Below are 17,226 nucleotides of genomic sequence, written 5' to 3'. Positions count from 1 at the left end.
AATAATTTCAAATAAATAATAAACCCCTCAGAAATTCTGAAGGGTTTGAATATATTTTAACAAACTCCAATTTATGGGCTGGAGGAAGGAAGCTTGAGGATGGAGGTTTTCACATCATAATTTCTACTGATGTTGAATTTAAAATAATGACTTCACCAACCTTGGCTCCTTTTACTTTTTACCTTTAACTTAAAAATTACTCTGCTTTAGAAATCTCTGTTCTTTCTGAAATTCCGTTGGCGTTGAAAGCTTCGATCTGGAAATAATAAGGATCCGTTCTGTCGGCTCCTGTGAAATAATATTCATTTTTACCGTAAACCATAATACTTCCGTACAATTTATCCGGAGATTTTCCCCAATAGATCACATATCCATCGGCGTCCGAATTTTGTTGCCACTTCATCCAGATACTTCTTCTTTCTCCATATTTTTTAGCATCAGCTCTCAGCGGAACGAAATTCTGAACTTTTGCAGGAACATTTCCAGCTCCTTTCCCAAATACTCTGAAACCACTTAATGCAAATTTCCCTGTCGGCATTTTCAAATTCTCCATTTTCAGGAATCTTGCTTTTGCAGGTTTTTCCAATTCTACATAATCGTGAGGAACATCTTTTGTATTTTTACTTTTATCCACAATTACGTTCCATTTTTTACCATCGTTGGAACCGTAAATTTTATACTGATGCATTTTGCCTAAAGTTTTCCCCATAAACTCTACATCTTGATCAGCATAATTGATCTGAATCGCATTAATGGTTGAAACTTCGCCTAAATCAGTCTGAAACCATTCACCAGAATTCCCTGTTTTGGCACTCCAATACGTTTTAATATCTTCATCTACCGCCAAGTTGGGCTGATAACCTCCCAATGTTGACGAAACCTGAACCGGTTTATTATAATTCAGCAACATCCAACCGGAGAACAATCCTTTTGTGAAATCTTTTCCCTGCGCATATTGCGGAAGATAAGTAGGATAATCACCATACGCTGTATTGCAATACATCACATCATCTTTATCAAATCCGGCAGGCCAGATTCCCAGTCTTCTTTCAAAATTATTTTTTGTGGAAATAAATATAGTTGAAACGTGCCACCAGTTTTTATAGTTATCTTCAAACGTTGCACCGTGCCCCGCTCCTCTTGCAAAACCTCCCGGCTTATAAGAAAACGGATTGTGCTGCTGATATTCAAAACCTTCCAGAGGATCTTTGCTTACATATACTCCATCCGAATATCCGCTGAATTCTGTTGCCGGAGCGCCGTACTGCATATAATACTTTCCGTTGTGCTTCGTCATCCATGCACCTTCTACAAAAGGTTGCAGGAAAACGTTATCATTATATTCTCCAAATCTTTCCCAACCGTGATCTTCAGGTTTTAACCTTAAAATAGGCTTTACAAAACCTTCGGACTGCAATGTTTTAGTTTTAATTTCTGTTCCCAGCAACGGCCATTCATTGCTTGAACCCCAATACAGATACAATTTATTTTTATCTTCATCATAATGAAATGCAGGATCCCACGCACCAACCTTTAAGGTATCAACGGCAATTTTCCAGTCGTCTTTTGTGGGATTTGTACTTTTCCAGATCGGAAAATCCTGTTCCCAGGTTGAACCGAAAACATACAAGGTATCTTTCATAGCCCAAACTGCAGGCGCATTCAGATCATGAATATATTTTTTGTCTCTTAAGAATTTTCTCTTCACAAATTTCCAGTCCAGCATATCATCACTATACCAATATCCTTCCTGATTGGTGGAAAATAAAAACATCTTTTTTTGGAAATTGACAATCACAGGATCTGCTGTCGCACGGTGTTTCCCTTGTTTTGAAAAAACCTCAAACGGCGTATATCCGTAATCGATATTAATGGGGTTACAAAATGTTTTTTGCTGTGCCTGCAAACTCAACTCCAACACAATAGCTATCCAGAAAAAGTACTTCTGCATCTTCATATTTTTTACTTTAAAGGCAAATTTAATCAGTTAATTTCGAAGAAGAGTTTATATAAAATTCTTTTTTCAAATTTTATCAAAAACATATCAATAAAATTTAGATTCGGACATAAAAAAAACGTTGCAAAAATTAATCTGCAACGGCTATCTATAATTTTATTTAAATACAAAAAATTCTGGAGCATCTTCCAAAATTGTTCATACATTCCGGCCATTTACAACCTCCACCATCAATAGGAACACTGCCACCTTCAATTTTCTTTAAAAGTTCTCTGCTGAGTTTTTTCGCATTCAATTTAACGACGTTTTTCATAATAATTTTGTTTAGTAATTTGTAATATACCAATCTGTAAAGCAAATGTTTACATTGGATCTTCATAAAGCTAATAATAATTATTCAGATTGCCAAAAAATTACTCTGTAAATAGCTCGAAAATAAGTGAATACCTCCTTAATTTAAGTTTAATACTCAACAATCAGAGTCATTTGCTCAGTGATCGGAGTTTTTTGCTCGGTAATTAGATTGATAAGGTCGGAATTTTAATCTTTTAGGTCAAAAATTTGAGTATCTAGCTTAAAAAATTGACCTCAACACTCCAATTTCAGAGCGTTGAGGTTAAATGTATGGATACCGAACTCTTTTGTTTTAAATTTTAAATAAAACTCAGAGTAAAGCACTAATCTATTTTTTCGGCAAGAAAACCTCAGCAAGCATACAACGCGCACTGCCTCCGCCATTTACTTCTATTGTATTTAAATCTGAATAGATGATTTCGCAGTATTTTTCTATTGCAGAAACCTGATCTTGGTTTAAAGACTGATACGCAGTCTGGCTCATCACTAAAAATTTTTCACCGTCTGTATTCTGAACCTGAAGCATATTTCCTGCAAACTGCTGCATCTGTGCTTCCGAAATTTCGATGATCTCTTTTCCTGAATTTTGGATGGTTTTAACTACGTTGCTTCTTTCAGCTTCATCATCGATACAGTTCAGGCAAATTACAACAAATTGATCAGCTACGCACATCATAACATTCGTATGATAAATCGGAAGTCTTTCTTCACCCACCGTTTGAAAAGAATGAAAAACAACTGGTGTAAAACCATATTTTTCACAAAACTCTCTGAACAGGTTTTCATCCAATCTCAAAGAAACAGATCCGTACGCGATTTTATGATCATGATCGAAAATCATACTTCCCGTTCCTTCCAAAAAATGCCCCTGAATTTCAGGAAGTGACCAATCATCGATTTCCTCTACTTCAAATCCTTGATTCTTGATGGTTTCGATAATATCTTCTCTTCTTTCCACTCTTCTGTTGGACGCAAACATCGGATATAAAACCACTTTTCCGTCTTTGTGAAAACTCACCCAGTTATTCGGGAAAATAGAATCTGGCGTATGAGGATCGATGGTATCTTTTACCGTAATCACATTGATACCTTTGCTTCTTAACTTTTCAACAAAAATATTGAATTCTGCTAACGCTTTAGACTGAATGTCAGCTCCTTTTTGTTCAACCTGAAAATAATTATTCTCCGCCGTTTCTGCATTATATCCGAACGCAATCGGCTCTATCATTAATACTGTATCTGTTGTTTGCATAGTTTTGAATTTGAGAGGGTGTTGGGTTTGAGAGTATGAGTGTTTTAGTGTTTTAGTGTTTTAGTGTTTTAGTGTTTTAGTGCAAAATTATTTTTCTTCCTTATTATTAGGGGAAAATGTACACCAACTTTGTGACTGACTCATCATATTGACCAACATCCCAATTATTTGATTGTATTGATTGTTTAAACTAATAAACTGTTCTTCGCTAATATATTTACAGGCAAAAGCAAACTGTACCCAAGTCTGAGTTTCTCTTGCTTCGCCTTCCGAATCGGTGAGTTTTGCGATAAAAGATTTTTCATATTTTCTTTTTCCCCAAGCTTCACTGATATTTGCAGAGGTAGATCGTGAGGATCTTCTGATTTGATCTGTTAAAGAATATAATTCCTCTTTTGGAAAAGACTTTGAAAGTTCGAAGATCATCATTGCAGTTTCAAAAGATTTTTGATAAACTTTTAAATCCTGATGAAATTTAATTGTTGACATCTGTGTATTTTTAACTAAAATAGAAAAAATATCAACAAATCACTCCACAACTCTCAAACTCTACAATTCTCCAACAAAAAAAACTCTAAAACCCTATCACTCTCCTACTCTCCAACACAATTAATCCCTAATAAGCGGCATCGTAGAACATCTCAACAAACCTCCCATTTTGGAAATTTCCCGGTAAGGAATTTCTTCCACGGTCATTCCCCATTCGTTTCTCAATTGATTGTTCATTCTGGTGAACGCTTTGTCTGAAACCACAACTTCCGGAGAAATAGAGAAAATATTCGGGAACATTTCAAACATTTCTTCATCGTTTACGTGGAAACAGTTTTCTTCACCAAAAATATCAATGATCAAACGGTAATCGCTTTCATCCACAAAACCGTCTTTGTAAATGATACATTTATCTTTACCAATCGGGTTAAATGTGCAGTCTAAGTGCAAAATTCCTTCGTACGGAACTTTATCGTTTTTCTTTAATTCAAGATCGATAATTCTTTTCTTCGGAAAATATTCTTTCAGAATTTCAATCGCATATTCGTTGGTTCTTGCCGTTTTGTAATTTCTGTAATCTTCACTGAAACATGTTCCGATGAATAAGAAATCGTCCCAGACAATCACGTCTCCACCTTCAATATGTGCTGTTTCCGGAAGATTGATAATCTTTCTCCAGGCCACCTGCTCAAAAACTTTCTTGTATGCTTCCTGCTCGTCGGCTCTGTCTGCGATTACATTTGAGATAATCATTTTATCGTCGATCACAAAAGCAACATCTCTTGCAAAAACCTGATTATAATCCTCAATGATATCGGGACGAAGAACTTCCACATCATATTTTCTCAACACTTCTTCGAAAGCATTCATCTCATTGATGATGTCTGATTCTTTTGGATAAATATTGTTTTCTATTGAGTAATACGACTTTGCGTCATAGCTTTCCTCCAGCGTAGGAACGGCTCCTATAGAATTGGGCTGGCCTAAAACCACCGACCTCAGCCTACCCGTTTCATTTTTAATGTTTAGTTTCATAAAGATTTATGCAATGCTACAAATATAAGTAAAGGGAGCTATTTGGGAAACTTTTAACGGTTTTTTAGCTGCAAACAGCAGTTTTCTTCTAGAGAATTTACTTTAGACAGTTGTTCGCTCATTCTTTATTTTTCATTCATAAATTTAATTACTGAAAAACATCGATTTTAAAGATATTTTTAAATACAACCTATTGTTTTTGATTAATTTACATTTAAAATTTGGCTAACATTGAAATAATATTCATATATTAGTGATATAAATTTTAGCTAAAATTTAAACTTAACTATTAACAAATCAAATCACAAGAATCATGAACAAGAAAAATCCCGTGCTGAAAAACGCACAAAAATTAGGAAGAGAAGAGCAAAAAGCAATCAAAGGTGGCGTTGGAAATGCCAATAGAAGATGCTGTGAATGGGACGATGCAGGAAACTGCTTTATCTGGACCTGCGACAGATGTCATTGCCCTTAATAAAATTTAAAAACCTGCTTTTAAAAGCAGGTTTTACTTTATATAAATCTTTATTTTACATATACATCAGCTTTTCCCTGAACTCCCCAAACTTGAATACCACCACCATTATTTTCTGCTTCTCTATGTATCTTTAGCTTGAATGTATAGATTCCGGCTGGAAGATTACTTATGGTATATGCTACCGGAGCATTCCATCTGGGAGTCTCACCCCACCAATTGCATTCGCCCAGCCACTCATCATTATACTTGGTATTTCAGTTACAGTACTGCCGAATTCCCGTTGTATCGCGTAACGTAAACTGCCCTGTGCAGGCTGCCCTTCTGTCGCAATACCCGAGCTTCCCCATATATCCCATCTAAGAATAACTTTATTTTGAGTATAGTTTACGGGGATAGTAACAATTAATGTGGTGTCATTAACTAATTCGTAAGAACCTCCTCCCGGCTGTGGCTGCAACATGAGAGTTTGAAGAGAATTAATACTTGAGCTTAGTGCTGTATCTGCAAGCATCCAACCATTATTGGCAATTGTCGTGAGCATTCTTTTCCAAACAGTGCCATCGAAATAATAATATCCTGCACTACTGACATTAATTGTTTGCCCAGTGAGGGTAGCCGTAGCATCCGTAATGTAAACGATTGCACCTGTCTGCGCTGCTGTGTAGGTTTTAGCAGAAAGCTGACTTCCTAATAATCTTGGTGCGATTACTCCTTCCAAAGATTGTGCATTTGCCGCGTTTTTTGCCTGTACATCAAGCGTTGCAGATGGTGATGGTATATTGATACCTACTTGCCCAAAAGTAAAAGGGCTCATTAATAGAATGCCAAGCGTAAAATAATTTCGCTTGGCAACAAATAATTTTTTAACCATGTGATTTAAATTTATGTTCTCACAAATATATAAAAAAAACACACAATTAATTAAAATACGGTAAAAATTTAACCAAATATTAAATTATTCAGTAAATAATATTTAAATAAAATGTATAAATCGCAATAATAAACAAAAATTCCAGAAATAACTTCATTCATATTAATAAAATTTAGCTTGAATAAGCAATCATATAAAATTATACTTTTTTCCAACAAAAAATCCCAAAGCAAGCCTTGGGATTCTATTATGATAATATAATGATTACCTGTTGATCAAATCAACGTAGTCTCTTTTCTGAGCCCCCTGATATACCTGTCTTGGTCTACCGATTGGGTCTCCTTTCAGTCTCATTTCTTTCCACTGAGCAATCCATCCCGGAAGTCTTCCTAATGCAAACATTACGGTAAACATTTCTGTAGGAATTCCTAATGCTCTGTAGATGATTCCTGAATAGAAATCTACATTTGGATATAATTTTCTTTCAATGAAGTACTCGTCTTCCAACGCTACTTTTTCCAACTGCATTGCGATATCTAGTGCTTTGTCCTGGATACCAAGAGCTGCTAACAAATCGTCTGCTGCTTTCTTGATGATTTTCGCTCTCGGGTCGAAGTTTTTGTATACTCTGTGACCGAATCCCATTAGACGGAAGCTATCGTTTTTATCTTTAGCCTTAGCGATGTATTTAGAAACATCTCCTCCATCTTTTTCAATTAACTCAAGCATTTCGATTACTGCCTGGTTCGCCCCACCGTGAAGTGGTCCCCAAAGCGCAGAAATACCTGCAGAAACAGAAGAGAAAAGACCTGTGTGAGCAGAACCTACCATTCTTACGGTAGAAGTAGAACAGTTTTGCTCGTGGTCAGCGTGAAGGATTAATAATTTATCTAAAGCATCAATTACCACAGGATTCATTTCGAACTCTTCGTTTGGTAATCTGAAAGCCATTTTGTAGAAGTTTTCTACATAGTTTAGGCCGTTATCTCCGTGGTTTAACGGAAGACCTAAGGTTTTTCTGTACGTCCAGGCCGCAAGATGAGCAAATTTAGCGATAAGCAACTCGGCTGCTATATCCATTTCCTCTTTAGAGTTTACGTTAACTGCCTTAGGGTTGAATGCTGTTAAAGCTGAAGTTAATGTAGATAAAACTCCCATTGGGTGAGCAGAACGAGGGAAAGCATCGATGATTTTTTTCATCTCCTCTGCTACAAAGTTATATTTTTTGATATTACTGTTAAAGCTGCTGAATTGATCCTGAGTAGGCAATTCTCCGTGTAATAGAAGGTACATAACCTCTGTGAAGTTAGATTTTTCAGCAATCTGCTCGATTGGATAACCTCTATAGAATAATTCTCCTTTGTCTCCGTCTAAGTAAGTGATGTCGCTAAGTGTAGCACCGGTGTTCTTATAACCTAAATCTAGAGTGATTAAACCTGTTTGGTCTCTTAATTTTGAAATATCGATTCCTCTGTCTCCGATAGTACTATCCACGATGGGATATTCATACGAATTACCTGCGTAATTCAATATTACTTTGTTGTCTGACATTATTTATTTATTTTTTCTTAAATATACTACATTATATAAAATACGGCAAACAAAAAATTTCGCTTGCCGTAATTTATAATTTCAATTAATTATCTTTTAATTTTAAAAGTATCCAATCCTGGGAAAATTGCAGTTTCGCCTAAAGCTTCTTCAATTCTCAGTAATTGGTTATACTTGGCCATTCTGTCTGATCTTGAAGCGGATCCTGTTTTAATCTGTCCGCAATTCATTGCTACAGCAAGGTCAGCGATGGTAGAATCTTCAGTTTCTCCTGATCTGTGAGACATTACTGAAGTGAACTTGTTGTGTTGAGCCATTTGTACTGCAGCCATTGTTTCAGAAAGAGATCCGATTTGGTTTACTTTCACCAAAATTGAGTTAGCAATACCCTCCTGAACTCCTCTTGACAATCTTTCTACGTTTGTTACGAATAAATCGTCACCCACTAACTGTACTCTGTCTCCGATTTTCTCAGTTAACAATTTCCAACCTTCCCAGTCGTTCTCCTGCATACCATCTTCAATAGAGATAATCGGATATTTATTTGCCAATTCAGCAAGGTAAGAAACCTGCTCGCTGCTTGAGAATTGCGCAGCATCCGGAGTCTGGAATTTTCTGTAGTCATAAATTCCGTCTTTGTAGAATTCTGAAGCTGCACAGTCTAATGCGATCATGATATCATCACCAGGCTTGTAACCTGCTTTTTCAATTGCCTGAAGCAATGTATCCAAAGCATCTTCAGTTCCAGTGAAAGTTGGTGCAAAACCACCTTCGTCACCTACTGCAGTAGATAAACCTCTTGAATGAAGGATAGATTTTAAGCTGTGGAAAATCTCCGTTCCTTTTCTCAAAGCGTGAGAGAAAGAATCCGCTTTTACCGGCATTACCATAAATTCCTGGAAAGCGATAGGCGCATCAGAGTGCGAACCACCATTGATTACGTTCATCATCGGAACTGGAAGTGTGTTGGCATTGACACCCCCCACATATTTGTATAATGGCATTTTCAATTCTGTAGCAGCAGCTTTCGCAGCAGCTAAAGAAACACCAAGGATAGCATTTGCTCCTAAATTTCCTTTGTTTTTAGTTCCGTCAAGGTCAATCATGATCTGATCAATAAAATTCTGATCATAAACAGGAAGACCTACCAACTCCGGCGCTATAATTTCTCTTACATTCTCAACAGCTTTCAGGACTCCTTTTCCTAAATATTCCGAACCACCATCACGTAATTCCACTGCTTCATGTTCTCCTGTAGACGCTCCGGAAGGTACCGCAGCACGTCCCATCGCACCATTTTCTGTAAATACATCAACTTCAATTGTAGGATTACCTCTGGAATCCAAGATTTGTCTCGCTTCTATGTAAGAAATGTAACTCATTGTTCTTTTTTTATAGTTTATACAAATTTAATTAAATTTTCACTTTTTCACCTAATTTCAGGCTATTTTATAGGGAATTTTCACGTTAAATTTTAGTTAATTTTAAAAATGTGTCAATTTGTCTTTTTGGTAAATATTTAAACCAAATCAAAAGAGTACTTCAAAAAGAAGGACTGTTCCTTTTTTTATAGGTAAAATTTTCAAAGAACCGTTACATTCCTGCATTCTGCGATGCATGTTACGAAGTCCGTTACCCTCCTTATTTTCATGATTAATTCCAATTCCGTCATCTGAAATTTTAATGGAGAATTTTTCAACATTCTGTCTAAACGAAACATTTAGTTGAACAGAGTCACTGTGTTTATATGCATTGTTCAGTGCTTCTTTTACACATAAGAATAAATTCCCTCTTAATTCTGTTGAAATAGGAAAATCTGAAACTACATTTTCCTCTTCAAATTGAAGTTTTATTTTTGTTTTTTTGAGAAAGTTTACGGCATACATTTTAGCGTAATTAATAAAACTTCCCACAGTGTCATTCCCTGAATGCAAACTCCACAACATTTCCCGCATCGAAAGATTCATCTCTTCTGAAGTTTTCAACAATTCATCGATATCCGTTCTGAATTCTTCATCCTGCAGACGTTGCTTTAAAAACTCTGCCTGAAGTTTCAATGCAGAAATTCCTGCTCCTAAATCATCGTGCATATCGTGAGAAATACGTTCACGTTCCTTTTCAATAGACTTCTGTTTCTCAAGTTCTTTTTGAAGAAGCTGATTCTGGTGTTCGGATTCCCGAAGCTGTTTTTCTTTTAAATAAAGTAATTGTCTACGATTGTACATGAGAACGACAAAAATGATGAACCCAACGAAGAACATCATTATGACAATTGCTAAAAAATAAGTAGCTCTAAGTTCTTCTGGAAGATCTTTCATTTTTTTTCATGAATATTAGCTCAATTAAGAAAAGTAAATAAGTAAGTATATTAACCACTGAAAAAGCATCAATAACAAAGCTTAATAAATTCGGATCATTGTCTTGTAAAAAATACATAGGAATTGCTCTGAAAATAAAAAAGACAGACCAAATCAGTAAACCTGAACTGATCCAAAATAAAAAATCATCTGTTATTTTATATTCATTTATATTTTTTAGTTTATGATAATACCACAACAAAGATTCGAAAATGAATAAAATCGGTAAGCTAGCCATTGGAACTAGATTTAATCTTTCCATCTTGGGAATATTAAACTGAAACATATTCAGAAATACTAGAATAATTATTAAAACAACATTAAAAATTCTGAAAATTTTAGATGAAATATTTTGATGATAAATAATGCCAAAATACATTATGGAAAGAATGATATATCCTGTGAAAAGTATATTTCTATTAAAGCCAATAATCTTTGGAAAATGCACAGGGATAATATCTACTAATATTACTAAAAGTAGATATATAAAAAAATAAAATTGCTGTTTTGATTTTGATTTAAATATCCATAAATACATCGAATATAAAAAACATACCAGAACAACAATTTCGTAAACTTTACTTATGGACATTGATTAGGACAAAGGGAGTTCATATTATAATCTGAGAGTTCAGCAATATTTTTACCACTATTGTCAGTAACATTATTAAAAAAAGCAAGATATCCAATTTGATCACTTAAAAAAGCTTTATTATCAGGGGTCGTCTCAGTTAGTTCAAACTTCATTTTTTTTGCTTTTGGAAGATATGTTTTAATTTTTTTTATATAATCAAATAATTGCTCAACATTTACCTTCACATAATCAGTATTTTTAATATCAGTACTTGCGCTAACTATTTTTGATTTAATATTACATTGATAGGCTTCATGCATATTTTTCAAATCCATAATATTGATATTTTTCTTCTCACCGCCGTTGTAGACGTCCCGAATTGATGCCAAAATTTTATCCATGCTTTCTCCTTTAATGAGATAGCCTATCGCACCAGCTTTTAGAGAATTGAAAATTTTCTCATCATCTTCAAAGCTTGTACACATGATGAATTGTGTTTCGGGCATATCTTTTTTCAGCTTCTCGATGATTTCAATACCCAACATATCCTGCAACTGAATATCCATCATCACAACATCCGGAGAAAAATCTGGCAAATTATGAAGCGCATCATTCCCATCAAAAAACTGAGCCACCACTTTCATGTCTTTTTGGTAATTAATTACCTTCTTCAACGCATTGTTGTAGTTTTTCTCGTCTTCTACTATGGCTATGGAAATACTCATGCTCTTTTTGTTTAAGACAAATTTCAACAGAAAACAAAGCAGAAACAATTACCCCTTTGTGTAATCTTGCGTTTTGAGTTCGCGGTTATTATTTAAATTTAGTTTTGATTAAATTTAATCAATTTTTCATTTACAATTGATTATTATGAAGAATTATTTATAATTAATTTTAGTTAATATTAAAATAATGATAATTTAAGACAAGTTTTACTTATTCAATTGGTCTAAAATAGGATGATCGATTGTTTTCACCGTTTCATTAGAATTCAATTGTTCGAAAATCTGAATTACATTTTTACCTTTTTTCAACCAAACTCCGGGAACAAACAATGTCTGCTGCGGCCCAACCTTCCAATAGCGCCCAAGATTTTTACCGTTAATAAAAACAATTCCTTTTCCAAAATTTCGAGTATCTAAAAATGTATCTCCCGTTTCATCCAGAATAAATTCTGCTTCCTGAATAACCGGAACATTTTCAGGAATATTTTTCGTTTTAAAATTATGCTTAAGAAATTCATCAAAAGGCAAAGGAAACATCTGCCAGTTTCTGGAAATTTCACTTTCATTGATTTTTACCGGACTGATAATCCCTTTTAAATTATGATTAATTTCCGATCCATAATTAATCCTTCCCATATTTTCCACCAAAATATCAAGCTGATCTCCTTTCTTGATTTCAATGTCAAGATCATATTTTTTATTAATTCGGTTCAGTTCGCCAACGAAATCTTTATTGATGTATATCGTCGCATAATCCCGCAGTCCTTTTATTTCTAGTTTTCCTTTTTCATCTTTTTCAAATATTCTTCGATATAAAATATAGCCACTTCCGATATTCAAATCTTCAAAAGTCACAGGTTGATTATTCACAATCGATTTCTTTCCCTCAATAACATCAAATAGCGAAGCCGTTTTGGTGATTTTAAATTCGGGAATGCTAATCACTTTAACAGGTTTTGACACTTCAGGAAGTTGATTATTATTCAGTTTCTGAAAAATATTCCTCAACGCATTGTATTTCGGAGTTGCCCAGCCCGCCTCACTTATTGGCGCATCATAATCGTAGCTCGTGAGATCAGGTTGAATATCTGAATTTTTATCATAATTGGCACCGCTCGTAAAGGCGAAGTTAGTTCCACCATGAATCATATAATAATTAAATGAAACCCCATTTTTAATATAAATTTCAGACTGCTTTACCACATCTTCAGTGCTGACTTTCACAAAAGGTTCCGCCCAATGATCCAGCCAGCCGGGATAATATTCAGCCACCATATAAGGTCCTTTTCCGCCATGGTATTCATCCACGCTTTTTTTAAGAACATCAACATTATTTTCACCATTTGCGGTAGGAAGTGCTCCCTTAATAGAACCGCCCACGAAATAAAAGCTTGAATCCGAAGTAAACAAAGGAACGGTAATCCCATGTTTTAAAAGCATGTCTTTTATTTTATAACTGTATTTTCGATGTTGCTCCAAGGAAATCTCTTTTCGTTGCTCCACGTAAGAGCCAAATTCGTTTTCAGCCTGAACCATAATGATTGGGCCTCCATGATCGATTTGAAGAGGAACAATCTGCTTCGTTAGCTGAGTAATGTATTTCTCACATTCATCAAGAAACGCTTTATTATCTGTTCGGATCTCTAAGTTTTTATTTTTCTGCAACCACCACGGATAACCACCGAATTCCCATTCCGCGCAAACGTAAGGTCCGGGGCGAATGATTACATACAAACCAACTTCCTGAGCGGTCTTAATAAATTTTTTTAAATCTTTTTCTCCTGAGAAGTTCCATTTGCCAGGTGATTCTTCATGATAATTCCAGAAAACATAGGTGGCAACGGTATTCAAACCCATGGCTTTCATCATCTGCAAACGATGTTTCCAATATTCCTGAGGAACTCGCGGATAATGCATCTCACCGGAATAAATGGTAAATGGTTTTCCGTTTAACAAAAAACTGCTATTTTTGATTTCGAAGCTTGAATTTGTATTTTGTGAAAACAAAAAGCTGCTCAAAAAAATCAAAACAATTGTACCGAAGTTTTGGATAATTTTTTTCATATTGTAAGGTGTAATTTTCATAAAATTAAAGAATAAAAATCAAGCAAAATATCAAACTGTAAGAATCATGAAAAAAACTGTAATAGTGCTAAACGCTATACTAATGTTGGCGGTAATTAGCTGTAAAAAATCAACAGAAAGCGGAAATAAAAGTGTGATGAAATCTGATGGTTCGGAACCTATTTTGGCAGATAATGGCAAGGTAGACTCCACCATTCATTACTCGACGGATGTAAACGGAAAAAAATCTGTAAAAACAGATTACGTTTATAAAGCAACAGACGGAAATTTGGTGAAGGTGGTTTTCAATTATGATGAAAATACCATGAGCGTAAGAAGCAACAATAAAACTTTCATCTTAAATAAAGTGGAATCTAAAGGAAATGAAACCACTTACGAAAAGATGGATATGAAGGCCACTGTGAAAGGCGACAGCCTGATTCTCGATCAGGGAGATAATTTGATTCAGCTTGTAAAAACGAAGATCTAAAACATAAAAAAACCGCTCAGAAATCTGAACGGTTTTTTTTATATATCTGATGAATATTATTCTTCAGTTTTTTCCTCTGTAGAATCAGCAGCTTCAGCCGTTGGCTCAGCAGCTTTTTCTTCTACTACAGGAGCTTCAGCTACTACAGCCTCTTTCTTAGGAGCTGTTGCAGATCTTCTGCTTCTTCTTGTAGTTTTCTTCTCTTCAGCATTAGGATTGTAAAGCTCGTTGAAGTCTACCAATTCGATAAGAGCAGTATCAGCAGCATCACCTGGTCTGAAACCTGTTTTGATGATTCTTGTATAACCACCGTTTCTCTCAGCGATTTTAGGAGCTACAGTTCTGAATAATTCAGTAACTGCCTCTTTGTTTTGAAGATATGAAAAAACAATTCTTCTATTGTGTGTAGTATCTTCTTTTGCTTTTGTTAATAGAGGCTCAACATATACTCTCAAAGCCTTAGCTTTAGCTACAGTAGTGTTGATTCTTTTATGCTCAATTAGAGAACAAGCCATATTAGAAAGCATAGCGCTTCTGTGAGAGGCTGTTCTTCCTAAGTGATTGAATTTTTTACCGTGTCTCATTATTAATTAATTATCAGCGTCTAATTTATATTTTGCAACGTCGAAACCGAAGTTAAGACCTTTTGAATGCACTAATTCTTCTAGTTCTGTCAAAGATTTTTTACCAAAATTTCTGAATTTCATCAAATCAGACTTACTGTAAGAAACCAATTCTCCAAGAGTTTCTACTTCAGCAGCTTTAAGACAGTTAAGGGCTCTTACAGAAAGATCCATATCTGCTAATTTAGACTTAAGTAGTTGTCTTGTATGAAGAGTTTCCTCGTCATATTGGATAGATGCTTTTACAGCTTCAGTTTCAAGAGTGATTCTCTCATCAGAGAACAACATGAAGTGATAAATTAATATCTTAGAAGCTTCAGTTAAAGCATTTTGAGGGCTGATAGAACCATCAGTCTCTATATCTAATACAAGTTTTTCGTAGTCTGTTTTTTGCTCTACACGATAATTTTCAATGCTGTATTGAACTTTCTTGATTGGCGTGAAAATAGAATCGATAGCAATAGTACCTACAGGCGCATTGTTCGACTTATTTTGTTCTGAAGGAACATATCCTCTACCTTTTTCAATGTTGAAAGTAATTTCGAAAGTTACATCACTGTTTAGGTTACAAATCACTAAATCAGGGTTTAGCACCTCAAATCCGTTGATAGATTTACCTAAATCACCAGCAGTAATAACCGTTTGTCCCGAAACTTTAGCAACAACCTGCTCGTTAGATTGGTTTTCTGCCGTAGCTTTTAATCTTACCTGCTTAAGGTTAAGAATAATTTCGGTAACGTCTTCGATTACTCCTGGAATAGTTGAAAATTCGTGCTCTACACCTTCTATTTTGATAGATGAAATAGCGTATCCTTCCAGAGAAGAAAGCAACACTCTTCTCAAAGCATTACCGATTGTAAGCCCGAAACCTGGTTCTAGTGGTCTGAATTCGAACTGACCTCTAAAATCATCAGAGTTAAGTAAAATTACTTTATCGGGTTTTATGAATTGTAAAATTGCCATATTATTGGGTTGAGCAAAAATTTGATTAAAAAATTATTTAGAGTAAAGTTCGACGATAAGGTTCTCCTTGATGTCTTCCGGGATTTGGATTCTTTCAGGAGCAGAAATGAAGGTACCCTCTTTCTTCTCATCGTTGAATTGTAACCACTCATAATTTGCTTTAGAAGCCAATGCATTAGTAACAACTTCAAGAGACTTAGATTTCTCTCTTACAGCGATTACATCACCAGCTTTTACCAAATACGAAGGGATATTAAGAATTTCTCCGTTCACAGTGATGTGTCTGTGAGAAACCAATTGTCTAGCTCCAGATCTAGTTTTAGCAAAACCTAATCTGTAAACAACGTTATCTAATCTAGACTCGCAAAGTTGCAATAGAACTTCACCAGTTACACCTTTACTTCTGTGTGCTTTATCGAATAAGTTAGCAAACTGTCTTTCTAAAATACCGTAAGTATATTTAGCTTTTTGTTTTTCAGCTAACTGAACTGCGTATTCAGATTTTTTAGCACCTCTTCTTTTGTTAGGACCGTGTTGTCCTGGCGGTTGGTTTTTTCTCTTCTCGAAGTTTTTGTCATCTCCGTAGATTGCAGCACCAAACTTTCTAGCAATCTTAGTTTTAGGTCCAATATATCTTGCCATAATGGGTAAATTCTAAAAATTAAACTCTTCTTCTTTTTGGTGGTCTACATCCGTTGTGTGGCATAGGAGTCACGTCAACGATTTCTGAAACTTCAATTCCTGAATTGTGGATAGATCTGATCGCAGATTCTCTACCTGCACCAGGACCTTTCACAAACACCTTTACTCTTCTTAAACCAGCTTCGTGAGCTACAGCAGAGCAATTTTCAGCTGCCATCTGAGCAGCAAATGGAGTATTCTTTTTAGAACCTCTGAAACCCATTTTACCGGCAGAAGCCCAAGAGATAACCTCTCCGTTTTTATTTGTTAAAGAAATGATGATGTTATTGAAAGAAGCCTGAATATGAGCTTCACCAATAGCTTCAACTTTTACTTTTCTTTTCTTAACTACTTTAGTTTGTTTTGCCATAATTCCTAACGATTATTTACTAGCTTTTTTCTTGTTAGCAACAGTTTTTCTCTTTCCTTTTCTAGTTCTAGAGTTGTTCTTCGTTCTCTGGCCTCTTAAAGGTAATCCAAGTCTGTGACGTATTCCTCGTTGGCATCCTATGTCCATCAATCTCTTGATGTTCAATTGCACTTCAGATCTTAATTCTCCTTCTACTTTTACGTTTTCTGAGATATACGTTCTGATTGCAGCCAATTCATCGTCATTCCATTCGTTGACTTTTTTGTCTTCGCTGATACCGGCAGCCTTAAGGATTTCAGAAGAAGTACTTCTTCCAACACCATAAATATAAGTTAAACCGATAACTCCTCTTTTGTTTTTTGGTAAATCAATACCTGAAATTCTCGCCATAA

19 protein-coding genes are annotated in these 17,226 nt (G+C 35.2%); 2 read left to right on the top strand and 17 right to left on the bottom strand.

Going from position 1 to position 17,226, the window contains the following annotated elements:
• Nucleotides 1-196 precede the first annotated feature (196 nt).
• From VUJ46_RS17705 to VUJ46_RS17685, 5 genes are all read right to left on the bottom strand, one after another.
• Nucleotides 197-1,951 carry a discoidin domain-containing protein gene (locus VUJ46_RS17705; protein ID WP_326982025.1) on the bottom strand — a complete coding sequence of 585 codons (1,755 nt, stop codon included), beginning with the start codon at nucleotides 1,949-1,951 and terminating at the stop codon, nucleotides 197-199.
• Nucleotides 1,952-2,117: 166 nt separating this feature from the next.
• Entirely contained in the window at nucleotides 2,118-2,270 is a 153-nt protein-coding gene (locus VUJ46_RS17700; protein ID WP_326982024.1) for a hypothetical protein, read from the bottom strand.
• A gap of 369 nt (nucleotides 2,271-2,639) precedes the next feature.
• Entirely contained in the window at nucleotides 2,640-3,563 is a 924-nt protein-coding gene (ctlX, locus tag VUJ46_RS17695) for a citrulline utilization hydrolase CtlX (protein WP_326982023.1), read from the bottom strand.
• An 87-nt stretch (nucleotides 3,564-3,650) separates the two neighbouring features.
• Nucleotides 3,651-4,052 (bottom strand): four helix bundle protein, encoded by a 402-nt coding sequence (locus tag VUJ46_RS17690; RefSeq protein ID WP_326982022.1) that lies wholly within the window; start codon nucleotides 4,050-4,052, stop codon nucleotides 3,651-3,653.
• A 120-nt stretch (nucleotides 4,053-4,172) separates the two neighbouring features.
• A complete protein-coding gene (locus VUJ46_RS17685; RefSeq protein WP_326982021.1) occupies nucleotides 4,173-5,087 on the bottom strand; it encodes a dimethylarginine dimethylaminohydrolase family protein in 915 nt (304 codons plus the stop codon).
• 313 nt (nucleotides 5,088-5,400) lie between these two features.
• On the opposite strand from VUJ46_RS17685, the gene VUJ46_RS17680 reads away from it, so the two are divergent.
• A complete protein-coding gene (locus tag VUJ46_RS17680; RefSeq protein WP_326982020.1) occupies nucleotides 5,401-5,562 on the top strand; it encodes a hypothetical protein in 162 nt (53 codons plus the stop codon).
• A 181-nt stretch (nucleotides 5,563-5,743) separates the two neighbouring features.
• Here VUJ46_RS17680 and VUJ46_RS17675 read toward each other — a convergent pair whose 3' ends face one another.
• The 7 genes from VUJ46_RS17675 to VUJ46_RS17645 all read right to left on the bottom strand — a co-directional run bounded on the left by VUJ46_RS17675 (nucleotide 5,744) and on the right by VUJ46_RS17645 (nucleotide 13,707).
• On the bottom strand, nucleotides 5,744-6,379 hold the full coding sequence (locus VUJ46_RS17675; protein ID WP_326982019.1) for a hypothetical protein: 636 nt from the start codon (nucleotides 6,377-6,379) through the stop codon (nucleotides 5,744-5,746).
• A gap of 321 nt (nucleotides 6,380-6,700) precedes the next feature.
• Nucleotides 6,701-7,987, bottom strand: a complete 1,287-nt coding sequence (locus VUJ46_RS17670) for a citrate synthase (RefSeq protein ID WP_326982018.1) — start codon at nucleotides 7,985-7,987, stop codon at nucleotides 6,701-6,703.
• Nucleotides 7,988-8,076: 89 nt separating this feature from the next.
• Nucleotides 8,077-9,369, bottom strand: coding sequence for a phosphopyruvate hydratase (eno, locus tag VUJ46_RS17665; protein WP_326982017.1), 1,293 nt, complete (start codon nucleotides 9,367-9,369; stop codon nucleotides 8,077-8,079).
• 147 nt (nucleotides 9,370-9,516) lie between these two features.
• Complete coding sequence (locus VUJ46_RS17660) at nucleotides 9,517-10,305, bottom strand: sensor histidine kinase (protein WP_326982016.1); 789 nt, start codon at nucleotides 10,303-10,305, stop codon at nucleotides 9,517-9,519.
• Nucleotides 10,280-10,606 carry a hypothetical protein gene (locus VUJ46_RS17655; protein WP_326982015.1) on the bottom strand — a complete coding sequence of 109 codons (327 nt, stop codon included), beginning with the start codon at nucleotides 10,604-10,606 and terminating at the stop codon, nucleotides 10,280-10,282. The genes VUJ46_RS17660 and VUJ46_RS17655 overlap by 26 nt, the downstream gene beginning before the upstream one ends.
• Before the next feature lie 320 nt (nucleotides 10,607-10,926).
• On the bottom strand, nucleotides 10,927-11,643 hold the full coding sequence (locus tag VUJ46_RS17650) for a response regulator (protein ID WP_326982014.1): 717 nt from the start codon (nucleotides 11,641-11,643) through the stop codon (nucleotides 10,927-10,929).
• Nucleotides 11,644-11,850: 207 nt separating this feature from the next.
• Nucleotides 11,851-13,707 carry a glycoside hydrolase family 35 protein gene (locus tag VUJ46_RS17645; RefSeq protein ID WP_326982013.1) on the bottom strand — a complete coding sequence of 619 codons (1,857 nt, stop codon included), beginning with the start codon at nucleotides 13,705-13,707 and terminating at the stop codon, nucleotides 11,851-11,853.
• 67 nt (nucleotides 13,708-13,774) lie between these two features.
• Between VUJ46_RS17645 and VUJ46_RS17640 the strand changes: the two genes are divergently transcribed.
• Nucleotides 13,775-14,197, top strand: a complete 423-nt coding sequence (locus tag VUJ46_RS17640; protein WP_326982012.1) for a hypothetical protein — start codon at nucleotides 13,775-13,777, stop codon at nucleotides 14,195-14,197.
• A gap of 56 nt (nucleotides 14,198-14,253) precedes the next feature.
• On the opposite strand, the gene rplQ is transcribed toward VUJ46_RS17640, so the two are convergent.
• Genes rplQ through rpsM form a run of 5 tightly spaced genes read right to left on the bottom strand, consistent with a single transcriptional unit; the run spans nucleotide 14,254 to nucleotide 17,224 of the window.
• Nucleotides 14,254-14,781, bottom strand: a complete 528-nt coding sequence (gene rplQ, locus VUJ46_RS17635) for a 50S ribosomal protein L17 (protein ID WP_326982011.1) — start codon at nucleotides 14,779-14,781, stop codon at nucleotides 14,254-14,256.
• Between the two features lie 6 nt (nucleotides 14,782-14,787).
• The gene (locus tag VUJ46_RS17630; protein ID WP_267405785.1) at nucleotides 14,788-15,783 is read right to left on the bottom strand and encodes a DNA-directed RNA polymerase subunit alpha; all 996 of its coding nucleotides are present in this window, start codon (nucleotides 15,781-15,783) and stop codon (nucleotides 14,788-14,790) included.
• Between the two features lie 33 nt (nucleotides 15,784-15,816).
• Nucleotides 15,817-16,425, bottom strand: a complete 609-nt coding sequence (gene rpsD, locus VUJ46_RS17625) for a 30S ribosomal protein S4 (RefSeq protein ID WP_326982010.1) — start codon at nucleotides 16,423-16,425, stop codon at nucleotides 15,817-15,819.
• A 19-nt stretch (nucleotides 16,426-16,444) separates the two neighbouring features.
• Entirely contained in the window at nucleotides 16,445-16,834 is a 390-nt protein-coding gene (gene rpsK, locus VUJ46_RS17620) for a 30S ribosomal protein S11 (RefSeq protein ID WP_034694697.1), read from the bottom strand.
• Between the two features lie 12 nt (nucleotides 16,835-16,846).
• Entirely contained in the window at nucleotides 16,847-17,224 is a 378-nt protein-coding gene (gene rpsM / locus VUJ46_RS17615) for a 30S ribosomal protein S13 (RefSeq protein ID WP_007839478.1), read from the bottom strand.
• Nucleotides 17,225-17,226: the final 2 nt, after the last annotated feature.

The sequence above is a fragment of the Chryseobacterium sp. MYb264 genome, assembly GCF_035974275.1.
In the GTDB taxonomy this organism is placed as follows: domain Bacteria; phylum Bacteroidota; class Bacteroidia; order Flavobacteriales; family Weeksellaceae; genus Chryseobacterium.
Note: the sequence above shows the minus strand (reverse complement) of the source record. Positions and strands in the feature narration are given on the sequence as shown.